The organism is Pantoea sp. CCBC3-3-1 (assembly GCF_007981265.1).
Taxonomy (GTDB): domain Bacteria; phylum Pseudomonadota; class Gammaproteobacteria; order Enterobacterales; family Enterobacteriaceae; genus Erwinia.
In genome coordinates this window covers 824022-835735 of record NZ_CP034363.1, presented here as the reverse complement: position 1 = coordinate 835735, position 11714 = coordinate 824022, and the positions used below count along the sequence as shown (strand labels likewise).

General features: G+C 56.6%; 8 protein-coding genes and 1 pseudogene. All 9 read right to left on the bottom strand.

From position 1 onward, the window contains the following. The gene (locus tag EHV07_RS03740) at positions 1-921 is read right to left on the bottom strand and encodes a D-alanine--D-alanine ligase (RefSeq protein WP_147195215.1); all 921 of its coding nucleotides are present in this window, start codon (positions 919-921) and stop codon (positions 1-3) included. After that, entirely contained in the window at positions 914-2389 is a 1476-nt protein-coding gene (gene murC / locus EHV07_RS03735) for a UDP-N-acetylmuramate--L-alanine ligase (RefSeq protein WP_147195213.1), read from the bottom strand. The genes EHV07_RS03740 and murC overlap by 8 nt, the downstream gene beginning before the upstream one ends. 68 nt (positions 2390-2457) lie before the next feature. After that, entirely contained in the window at positions 2458-3516 is a 1059-nt protein-coding gene (gene murG, locus EHV07_RS03730; RefSeq protein WP_147195211.1) for an undecaprenyldiphospho-muramoylpentapeptide beta-N-acetylglucosaminyltransferase, read from the bottom strand. Continuing rightward, positions 3513-4727: a cell division protein FtsW gene (gene ftsW / locus EHV07_RS03725; protein ID WP_147195209.1), complete on the bottom strand. Its 1215-nt coding sequence runs from the start codon at positions 4725-4727 to the stop codon at positions 3513-3515. The genes murG and ftsW overlap by 4 nt, the downstream gene beginning before the upstream one ends. Continuing rightward, positions 4727-6046: a UDP-N-acetylmuramoyl-L-alanine--D-glutamate ligase gene (murD, locus tag EHV07_RS03720; protein ID WP_147195207.1), complete on the bottom strand. Its 1320-nt coding sequence runs from the start codon at positions 6044-6046 to the stop codon at positions 4727-4729. The genes ftsW and murD overlap by 1 nt, the downstream gene beginning before the upstream one ends. Next, the gene (mraY, locus tag EHV07_RS03715) at positions 6046-7128 is read right to left on the bottom strand and encodes a phospho-N-acetylmuramoyl-pentapeptide-transferase (RefSeq protein ID WP_147195205.1); all 1083 of its coding nucleotides are present in this window, start codon (positions 7126-7128) and stop codon (positions 6046-6048) included. The genes murD and mraY overlap by 1 nt, the downstream gene beginning before the upstream one ends. Continuing rightward, entirely contained in the window at positions 7122-8483 is a 1362-nt protein-coding gene (gene murF, locus EHV07_RS03710; RefSeq protein ID WP_147195203.1) for a UDP-N-acetylmuramoyl-tripeptide--D-alanyl-D-alanine ligase, read from the bottom strand. Before murF ends, mraY begins: the two co-directional genes overlap by 7 nt. Next, complete coding sequence (murE, locus tag EHV07_RS03705) at positions 8480-9967, bottom strand: UDP-N-acetylmuramoyl-L-alanyl-D-glutamate--2,6-diaminopimelate ligase (protein ID WP_147195199.1); 1488 nt, start codon at positions 9965-9967, stop codon at positions 8480-8482. The genes murF and murE overlap by 4 nt, the downstream gene beginning before the upstream one ends. Positions 9968-9978: 11 nt before the next feature. Further along, a pseudogene (locus tag EHV07_RS03700) lies at positions 9979-11709 on the bottom strand (peptidoglycan glycosyltransferase FtsI); the annotation flags it as partial. Between the last annotated feature and the right edge of the window lie 5 nt (positions 11710-11714).

Here is an 11714-nt window from a genome sequence, read left to right as displayed (position 1 = left end):
TCAGTCGGCCAGCTCCAGAATGCGCGCTACCAGCTGGGAGAAGCTCATTCCGGCTTGTTTGGCCGCCATCGGCACCAGGCTGTGGCTGGTCATCCCTGGCGACGTATTCACTTCCAGCAGATAAAACTGCCCGTCACCGCCCATCATCAAATCAACACGCCCCCATCCGCTACAGCCAAGCGAACGCCAGGCTTTCAGCACGATTTCACGCAGTTCAGCTTCCTGTTCAGCCGATAAACCGCTTGGACAGAAGTATTCAGTATCGTCAGAAAAGTATTTTGCTTCATAGTCATAGAACTCAGAAACGACCTGAATACGTATAGAAGGTAGTATATCGTCGCCAATTACCGCTACGGTATATTCCGGACCGCTCAAAAATGCTTCAACCAGCACTTCGTCGTCATGGCGAAACGCTTCAACCAGTGCAGCCTGAAGCGTGCCAGCTTCATTGACACGGGAGATGCCTACGCTGGAGCCTTCACAACTTGGCTTGACGAAAACGGGTAAGCCCAGTGCCGCAATACGAGCGCGAATGTCATCACTCAGACCGGCATCCATTTCTTTACGCGTGATGGCAACGTAAGGCGATACCGGCAAGCCGCAACCCTGCCACAGGCATTTGGTACGCAGCTTGTCCATGGTGATCGCAGACGCCATTACGCCGCTACCGGTGTAAGGCACCGACAGGAACTCCAGTACGCCCTGAAGCGTGCCGTCTTCCCCGCCACGACCGTGCAGTGCGATAAAGGCTTTATCAAAGCCTTCTTCTTTCAGACGCATTACCGGGAAGTCCCGGATATCAACAGGATGAGCATCAATACCGGCTTCGATCAGCCCGGCCAGCACCGCTTTACCTGACATCAGCGACACTTCGCGTTCAGCAGAAGTGCCACCCAGCAATACCGCTACTTTCTCAGCCATGATGAACTCCTTCTTTTGTCTGCGGTTGTAACTTTTGATCGGCCAGCTTGCGCGCAATGCGCCCAACATTCCCCGCGCCCTGCACGAGGATTAAATCGTTGCCTGTCAGTTTTGGTGCCAGCATTTCCAGCACCGCATCGTGATCTGAAACCAGGATAGGATCGACTTTGCCACGGCCGCGGATGGTGCGACATAACGAACGGCTGTCGGCCCCTGGAATGGGCGTTTCACCCGCGGAATAGACGTCCAGCATCAGCAACACATCTACCTGTGACAACACGTTAGCAAAATCGTCATAAAGATCGCGGGTGCGCGTGTAGCGGTGTGGCTGAAAAATCATCACCAGCTGCTTATCCGGCCAGCCCGCGCGAGCCGCTTTAATCGTTGCATCAACTTCGGTTGGGTGATGTCCATAGTCATCAACCAGCATCGCTGTCCCCGCTACGCCGTTAACTTCCTGCAACGGATATTCGCCCAGGAAATCAAAACGACGGCCCGTTCCCTGGAAACTTTCCAGCGCGCTGAGGATCTCTTCATCCTCAATGCCTTCTTCCGTCGCCACGGCCACGGCGGCCGCTGCGTTAAGCGCGTTATGGCGACCTGGCGCATTGAGCGTGACGCGCATCAGCGGCTTATCATGGCGGGCCAGGGTGAAATGCCCCTGCGCACCATGCTGTTCATAATGCTCAATGCGAACGTCGGCATCTTCACTAAAACCATAGGTGGTTATCTGACGTCCAACACGCGGGATCAGTTCCCGAATCACAGCATCATCAACGCACATTACCGCGCGGCCATAAAACGGCAGGTTGTGCAGGAAGTTGATAAAGGTCTGCTTCAGATTTTCAAAGTCGCCCTGGTAGGTATCCATGTGGTCGGCTTCGATATTGGTGACAATCGCCACCATCGGTTGCAGATGCAAAAACGAGGCGTCGCTTTCATCCGCTTCGGCAATCAGATAACGGCTGCTGCCCAGACGCGCATGGGTGCCTGCGGCTTTCACCAGCCCACCGTTTACGAACGTTGGATCGAGGCCGCCTTCAGCATAAATGCTGGAGACCATCGCCGTGGTGGTGGTTTTACCGTGCGTCCCGGCAACGGCGATACCGTGGCGGAAACGCATCAGCTCGGCCAGCATCTCAGCACGGCGAATGACCGGTATACGGGCTTCACGCGCCGCAACAAGCTCCGGGTTATCCTGCGAAACGGCCGTGGAGACAACCACAACGCTGGCGTCACTGACGTTCTCAGGACGATGGTTAAAATAGATGGTGGCACCAAGGCCGCTCAGATGCTGTGTCACCGCATTGGGTGCCAGATCTGAACCGCTGATTTCATAGCCTTCATTGGCCAACACTTCGGCAATACCGCCCATGCCAGCACCACCGATGCCGACAAAGTGAATGTGCCGGACGCGACGCATCTCGGGCACGATAGAACGCAGTTTTGCCAGTTGTTGTGTATTCATCTTTTCTGCCTGTCGGTGCGTTGTCGCACCTGGTTCCGGGCGAGTCATCTCGCCCCACGAAATTCTGTTTATAACGCCGCTTTACAGACTTCTGCCGCCACACGCTCGGTCGCATCAGGAACCGCTACCGCACGCGCTTTGTGGGCCATCTGCAATAAGGTAGCCCGATCCCAGGCCGCCAGCGTTTGCGCCACTGTGTCCGCAGAGAACTGCGGCTGCTCATAAATTTTTGCCGCGCCCGCTTTTTCCAGCGGCAGCGCGTTCCAATACTGTTGGCGATCTTTATGCTGGAACGGTACAAAGATGGCGGGTAAACCTGCGGCGGCGACTTCACTAACGGTCAGCGCGCCGGAACGGCATACGATCACGTCTGCCCATGCATAGGCTGCGGCCATATCATCAATAAACTCGGTGACGTTATGTCCGGTTTGTTCAACCTGCTGGTAGGCGCTGTTAACGCTATCCAGCGCGCCCTTACCCACCTGGTGCCAGAGCGTAATCTTGTCGCCAAGCTTTGCGGCTACCTGCGGCATGGTTTGATTCAAAATGCGCGCGCCCTGAGAGCCGCCAATAACCAGCACACGTACAGGCCCCGTGCGATTCGCCATACGCGCTTCCGGCAGTGGTAGCGCCAGCACGTCGGTTCTCACCGGATTGCCCACCACTTCTGCCTTTGGGAACGCACCGGGGAAAGCCTGCATCACTTTTTTCGCGATCTTTGCCAGCCATTTGTTGGTCAGACCGGCAATACCGTTTTGCTCATGCAGCACTACCGGGATGCCACAGCTCCAGGCCGCTAAGCCACCAGGCCCGGAAACATAACCGCCCATGCCCAGCACCACATCAGGCCTGTAGGCTTTCATGATGGCGCGAGCCTGACGCACGGCGGTAAAAATACGCAGCGGTGCAGCAATCAGTGCCTTCAGACCTTTGCCGCGTAAGCCGCTAATGCGAATAAAATCGATGTCGATACCGTGTTTCGGTACCAGGTCGGCTTCCATACGGTCCGCCGTGCCGAGCCAGCGCACTTCCCAGCCCTGCGCTATCAGATGGTGTGCAACGGCCAGGCCAGGGAAAACGTGTCCCCCGGTGCCGCCAGCCATGACCATCAGTCGCTTCCCTTTCATCGACTACCTCGCGTAAACGCCTGTGCTTTTGCCAGACGCGTCTCATAATCAATACGTAACAAAAATACGATGGCGGTCGACATAATAATCAAACTGGAACCACCGTAGCTGATCAGCGGCAACGTCAGGCCTTTGGTGGGCAGCATGCCTGCCGCAGCACCGACGTTTACCAATGCCTGGAAGCTGAACCAGACGCCAATTGAGCAGCCGAGGAAACCGGCAAACCGCTGGTCAAGCTCCAGCGCACGACGGCCAATGGACATCGCGCGAAAAGCGACGAAGAATACCATTAACAGCGCCAGAACCACACCGATATAACCCAGTTCTTCTCCAATAATGGAGAAGATAAAATCGGTATGCGCTTCCGGTAAATACTCCAGCTTTTGTACCGAATTGCCTAAGCCCTGCCCCCAAAACTCCCCGCGTCCAAAGGCCATCAGAGATTGGGTCAGCTGATAACCGCTGCCAAACGGATCTTCCCACGGATTCCAGAAGGAGGTGACGCGGCGCATACGATAGGGTTCAGCAATAATCAGCAGGCATACGGCAAAAATACCGGAGCCGATAATTGCCAGAAATTGCCACAGCTTGGCACCCGCCAGGAACAGCATCGCCAGCGTCGTCACGAACAGCACAACCACCGTACCGAGATCGGGCTGTGCCAGCAGCAGTACCGCCAGGACAACCATCACGCCCATTGGCTTACAGAAGCCCCAAAAATTGTTTCGGACCTCGTCAACTTTGCGCACCAGGTAGCTGGCCAGATAGCAAAACAGCGACAGCTTGGACAGCTCCGCAGGCTGTATACGTAGCGGCCCCAGCGCGATCCAGCGCGACGCACCGTTGACCGAGCTGCCGACCACCAGAACGATCAGCAGCATCACCACCGTCACCAGCAGCATGATGTTGCTGTAGCGCTGCCAGAAGTCCATGGGGACACGCAGCGTTACCAGCCCCATCCCGAAGGCGAGCACCAGATAAAACGCATCACGCTTGGCAAAGAAGAAGGGGTCGTCCGATAAACGCTGGCCCACCGGCATGGATGCCGACGTCACCATGACAAAACCGATGATGGCAAGACCGATGGTCAGCCAGAGCAGCGTGCGGTCATAAAGCACCATTGAGCTGGCATCGCTTTCACGTGCGCCCATCACCCACTCTTTCAGGCGTTCAGAAAGCCAGCTGGCAATGCTTAAACCAGGAATACGCATCAGCCAAGCTCCTTCGCCAGTTGAGTAAAGGCGTCACCGCGCTGCTCAAAATTTCTGAACTGATCGAGGCTGGCGCAGGCTGGTGACAGCAGCACCATATCGCCTGGCTGTACCTGAACCGCAATTTGCTTCATCGCTTCAGCCAGCGTTTCCGTTTGCACCGCGATTTCAGGACGCAGCGCAGCCAGACCCGCAGCATCGCGGCCAAAGCAGTAAATCCGTACCTTGTCGCCTTGCAGATAGCTCGCCAGCGAACTGAAGTCCGCCGATTTTCCATCACCGCCTAACAGCAGCCAAAGCGTTCCCTTAACCTGCAAACCGTTGAGCGCCGCTTCAGTACTGCCGACGTTGGTCGCTTTAGAATCATTGATCCAGCGCACGCCATTGTGTTCATAAGCCAGCTGGAAACGGTGTGCCAGCCCGGTAAACGTTGTCAGCGCTTTCAGGCTGCTGCTGCGTGGCAGGCCCACGGCATCAGCCAGCGCAAGCGCCGCCAGCGCGTTGGTATAGTTGTGCTGGCCAACCAGCATCATTTCGTCGGTGTTTAAAACTTTCTCGCCTTTTACACGTAGCCAGACGCTGCCCTGCTGGCGGTTGAGGTGATAATCACCGACGTCTACGCCAAAACTGATGCAGCGCTTATCCGCACCGCGAACCGGCATGGTCATCGCATCATCAGCATTGACGACACAGACTCCAGCCTGTTCGTAAACGCGCAGTTTAGCTGCGCGATACTGCTGCATACCCAATGGATAACGATCCATATGATCTTCAGTGACGTTGAGAATGGTCGCAGCCGCCGCTTTCAGGCTGCTGGTGGTCTCCAGCTGAAAGCTGGACAGCTCCAGCACGTAGAGCTGGGCGGGCTTGTCCAGCAGCATCAGGGCGGGCAAACCAATATTGCCGCCTACGCCAACCTGCCAGCCTGCGGCTTTTGCCATCTCACCGACTAACGTAGTAACGGTGCTTTTTCCGTTCGAACCGGTGATGGCGACAATCGGCGCCTGTGCTTCACGACAGAAAAGCTCAATGTCGCCAACAATTTCCACGCCGGCTTCAGCGGCTTCCATCAGCGACAAATGGCTGAGTGCCATGCCGGGACTGGCGACGATTAGGTCAGCATCCAGCAGCCAGCTGTCATTCAGCGAACCTAACCAGCGCTCAACGTTTTCCGCCAGCTGGTCCAGGCCTGGCGGCGCGATGCGGGTATCCATCACGCGCGGCGTTACGCCACGCGCCAGAAAGAAATCAACGCAGGAAAGGCCAGTCAGGCCCAGCCCGATAATGACAACTTTTTTGCCCTGGTAGTTAACCTTCATCACCGTACCTTCAACGTTGCCAGGCCAATCAGCACCAGCATCAGTGAAATAATCCAGAAGCGCACGATGACGCGTGGTTCCGGCCAGCCTTTCAGTTCGTAATGGTGATGGATAGGCGCCATGCGGAAGATGCGCTGACCGCGCAGCTTAAAGGAGCCGACCTGTAGGATCACCGACAGGGTTTCCACCACAAATACGCCGCCCATAATCACCAGCAAAAATTCCTGTCGCAGCAGTACGGCAATCGTACCCAGCGCGCCGCCCAGCGCCAGCGATCCGACATCGCCCATAAAAACCTGCGCCGGATAGGTGTTGAACCATAAGAAACCCAGCCCAGCGCCGACAATCGCGGTGCAGACAATGACCAGTTCGCCAGCGTGGCGCAGATAAGGAATATGCAGGTATTCAGCAAACTTAACGTTACCGGTTGCCCAGGCAACCAGTGCAAAACCGGCCGCAACAAACACCGTAGGCATAATCGCCAGCCCGTCCAGACCATCGGTCAGGTTCACGGCGTTGCCGGTTCCCACAATCACAAAGTAAGCGAGCACGACGTAGAACAGACCCAGCTGTGGCATAACGTCTTTAAAGAACGGCACCACCAGCTCGGTGGCAGGTGTCCCTTTGCCGGCAATGTATAAGGCAAAGGCAACGCCCAGCGAGATCACCGACATCCAGAAATACTTCCAGCGGGCGATCAGACCTTTGGTATCTTTACGCACCACTTTGCGATAATCATCGACGAAGCCGATGATGCCAAAGCCCACCAGCACCACCAACACGCACCAGACATAGGGGTTGGTCGGATAAGCCCACATCAGTACGGAGACCGTGATGGAAAACAGGATCATTATCCCGCCCATCGTCGGCGTCCCGCGCTTGCTGAAGTGCGACTCCGGGCCATCGTTACGCACAACCTGACCAAAAGACATTTCCTGCAGGCGGGCAATCATACGCGGCCCCATCCACAGCGAGATAAACAGCGCCGTCAGCAGGCTGACAATGGCGCGGAACGTCAGATAAGAAAAGACGTTAAAGCCCGAATAAAAAGTGACCAGGTGTTCGGCCAGCCAGACTAACATGTTCCTTTCTCCTGTAAGCTCTGTACTACCTGCTCCATGGCGGCACTACGTGAACCTTTGATTAAAACGGTAATAACCGGCTGCTCATTTAGCAGCGCTTTCAGACGCGCAGTGACAGCGGCCTTGTCAGTAAAGTGTTCGCCCGTCCCGCTGGCATCGCTGATGATTTTGCTCAGTGAGCCGACGCTCAGCACTTTATCGATCCCTGCCAGACGAGCCGCTTCGCCCACCTCGCGGTGGCACTCCTGCGCTTCGTCGCCCAGTTCAGCCATATCACCGACAACCATCACGCGATAGCCGGGCATTTCTGCCAGAACCTGAGCGGCAGCGGTCATTGAACCCACGTTGGCGTTGTAGCTGTCATCAAGCAGTAATTTGTCCTGAGCGAGCAGAATCGGGAAAAGACGTCCGGGAACGGCGGTCAGCGTGGCCAGTCCCTGCTGGATGGCGCTAAGCGGCGCATCTACCGACAACGCCAGCGCGGCGGCGGCCAGCGCGTTGGCAATATTGTGGCGGCCAGGCAGCGGCAGCTGAACCGGGATGGTGCCCGCAGGGGTGGTCATCGCGAAATGCGTACCCGTGCTGGTAATCTGAATATCGGTAGCAGAGAAATCGCTTTCGGCCTGTGGCTGAGGCGAAAAACGCCAGACTTTTTTACCGTGCAGCGTTTGCTGCCAGTGCGGCCAGTCGTTGCTGTCGGCATTCAGAATGGCGGTACCGTTCAGCGGTAGCCCCTGAAAAATCTCGCCTTTGGCTTTTGCCACGCCTGCCAGCGATCCAAACCCTTCCAGATGCGCGGCGGCCAGGTTATTCACCAGCGCCGTTTCAGGTCGGGCGATCTCAGTGGTGTAAGCAATTTCGCCCTGGTGGTTCGCGCCCAGTTCGATAACCGCATACTGATGCTTAGCCGTCAGGCGCAGCAGCGTCAGCGGCACGCCGATATCATTGTTCAGGTTGCCTGCGGTATAGAGCGTTTCACCACACTGACGCAGAATGGCTGCCGTCATCTCTTTTACCGAGGTTTTACCGGAAGAACCGGTCAGCGCAACGACGCGAGCCGTCGATTGTTGCCGAACCCAGCCAGCGAGCTGGCCCAGCGCAATGCGAGTGTCAGTAACAACGACCTGCGGCACAGCAACGGGTAAGTGCTTACTTACCAATAGAGCTGCCGAACCGGCGGCAATGGCATCGCCAACCAGATCGTGTGCGTCGAAACGCTCGCCTTTCAGCGCGATAAACAAGCAGCCAGCGCTTACTTTACGCGTGTCGGTAGTGACGTCAGCAAACGTCAGGTCGCTACCAAAAAGTTTGCCGCCCGTTAGCTCGGCCAGCTGTTGTAAAGAAAGAGCTATCATGCCATCACTCCCAATAAACGAGCGACGGTGTCGCGGTCGGAGTAGTCCAGACGACGATTGCCAACGATCTGGTAATCTTCGTGGCCTTTGCCTGCCACCAGCACAATGTCGCCTTCTTTCGCCTGCATGACGGTATTAGTTACCGCCTCTGCTCTGCCGGATACGACGCGAGCGCGGCCCGGATCGAGTAAGCCAGTAAGGATATCAGCGACGATCGCAGCGGGATCTTCGCTCCGGGGATTGTCATCAGTAATCACTACTACGTCGGAGAACTGCTCGGCAATCGCGCCCATTAGTGGCCGCTTGCCTTTATCACGATCGCCGCCGCAGCCAAAGACGCACCACAGCGTGCCCTGGCAATGAAGCCGGGCCGCTTCCAACGCTTTTTCCAGTGCGTCCGGCGTATGTGCGTAGTCCACCACAACCGTCGGTTTGCCTGGCGCCGTGAAGACTTCCATTCTGCCGGTCACCGGCTGTAGCTGATGACCCGTTGCAATGAGTTCAGCCAGCGGGTAGCCCAGCGACAGCAGCGTACCCAATGCAATCAGCAAGTTACTCACGTTAAAAGCGCCCATCAGACGGCTTTCGATCTCACCCCCGCCCCAGCTGGAGTCGAAACGAATCGACGCGCCGTTATCGTGATAACTGACCTGCGTGGCTTGCAGCCAGCGGCCATGGCAGCCCGGCTCCAGGTTGTTCTCCATGGTGACGGCCACCGCATCCGGCAGCTTTTTCAGCCAGCGACGACCGGTTTCATCGTCCGCATTAATGATCGACTGTCCAACTGTATGTTCAGCAAACAGCAGCCATTTTGCGGACTCATAGCTCACCATATCGCCATGGTAATCAAGATGATCGCGGCTCAAATTGGTAAACGCCGCAGCGGCGAACGGCAGTGCGGCAACGCGGTGCTGCACCAGTCCATGGGAAGAAACTTCCATCGCCGCCAGCGTAGCGCCCGCTGAAACCAGCGAATTCAGGGTATGCTGCACCTCAACCGCCGAACCCGTGGTGTTTTCCGCCGGCGTGAGATGACCATACAGGCCATTGCCTACGGTCCCCATCACCGCACCGGTTTCGCCCAGCAGCTGTCCCCACTGGGCCAGCAGCTGAGTGGTGGTGGTTTTGCCATTGGTGCCGGTCACGCCAATCAGACGCAGCTTCTCGCCGGGCTGATCGTAAAAACGGCCAGCCAGCGCAGAAAGGCGCTGGGAAAGCTGTGCCAGGTAAATCACCGGCACGCCATGCATGGCTTTGATCTCGCCATCTTCCGCTTCGCCCTCGGCTTCAGCGATGATCGCCGATACGCCCTGAGCAATAGCCTGTGGAATAAAACGACGACCATCTGCAGCAAAGCCTTTTATCGCCACAAACAGATCGCCGGATGCCGCAAGGCGGCTGTCCAGAATCATCTCACGAAGCGGCAGCGAAGGCGCGCCGGGTACCCAGGGCGCCAGTAAGTCGCGCAGGTTACGATCTGTCACTCGATCCCTCACTTATTATCTACCAACTCGTTTTTGTCCGGTGGCGGTAGCGCATCAGGTTCAATATTCATGGTGCGTAATACCCCGCCCATGATGGCACCGAAGACCGGCGCGGAAACCGCACCGCCATAATATTTGCCAGCCTGGGGATCGTTGATGACCACCACCAGCGCAAAACGAGGATGACTCGCTGGCGCAACGCCAGCGGTGTAAGCAATATATTTATTCACATAGCGCCCGTCCGGCCCGACCTTTTTGGCGGTACCGGTTTTAATGGCGATGCGATAACCTTTGATGGCCGCTTTTACGCCGCCGCCGCCAGGCAGCGCCACGCTTTCCATCATGTGCATGACGGTGCGAACCAGTTCTTCCGGGAAGACACGCTGACCCGCCACTGGCGGATCAACTTTGGTGATCGAGAGCGGACGATAAACGCCATAGCTGCCGATCGTGGCATAGACTCGCGCTAACTGTAACGGCGTTACCATTAGCCCATAGCCGAAAGAGAAGGTGGCCCTCTCTATGTCAGACCACCGTTGTTTTTGGGGATATAAGCCACTGCTTTCTCCGACCAGTCCCAAATTGGTCGCCTTTCCCAATCCAAAGCGCGCGTAAGTGTCTACTAACGCTGAGGACGGCATCGCTAACGCCAGCTTGGAAACGCCAACGTTACTCGATTTCTGCAATACCCCGGTGAGGGTCAGTTCGTTATAACGCGCCACGTCTTTGATTTCATGGCCGTTGATTCGATAAGGCACGGTATTCAGGACGGTGTTTTCTTTCACCACGCCACGCTGCAATGCGGTCATCACCACCATCGGCTTCACCGTCGAACCCGGTTCGAAAATGTCAGTGATGGCGCGGTTACGCATCACGTCTTTAGTGGTTCCCGTCAGGTTGTTCGGGTTATAAGCCGGGCTGTTAGCCATCGCGAGCACTTCGCCCGTGTTGACATCAACCAGCACGGCCGTACCGGATTCCGCTTTGTTAAAGGCAACGGCATTGTTCAGTTGACGATAGACCAGCGCCTGCAGCCGTTCGTCAATGCTCAGCGCCAGATTGTGCGCGGCACGGCTGTCGACGAAAGAGATATCCTCAATGACGCGACCGTGACGATCTTTACGCACCGTACGCTCGCCAGGCTGGCCGGTCAGCCATTTATCGAAGCTTTTTTCAACGCCTTCAATTCCCTGCCCATCGATATTGGTGAAGCCAATCAGATGCGAAGTGACCTGGCCGGCCGGATAGTAACGACGCGACTCTTCACGCAGGAAAATGCCAGGAAGCTTAAGCTTTTTGATGTAGTCGCCAATGGCAGGATTGACCTGACGCGCCAGATAGACGAAGCGTCCTTTCGGGTTGGCATTCACACGGGCGGCCAGCTGATCGAGGGGAATAGAAAGCGCATCCGAAAGTGCCTGCCAGCGGCTGTCGAGCGTAATGCCGCCTTTATCATGCAGCTCTTTGGGATCGGCCCAAATGGCGTTGACCGGCACGCTGACGGCCAACGGCCTTCCGGCGCGATCGGTGATCAAACCGCGTGAAGTAGGAACAGCCTGCACACGCAGAGAGCGCATGTCGCCCTCCCGCACCAGCTTATCCGGGTTAATAACCTGTAAATAAGCCATACGCGCCAGCAAACCGCCCAGCGCGAGCAGGATGCAACCGCAAAGCAAAGCAAAACGCCAGCTGACAAAGCTGGCCTGATCTTCCTGCCGTTTTAACTTAGGCGTTGCTTTCATTCCGT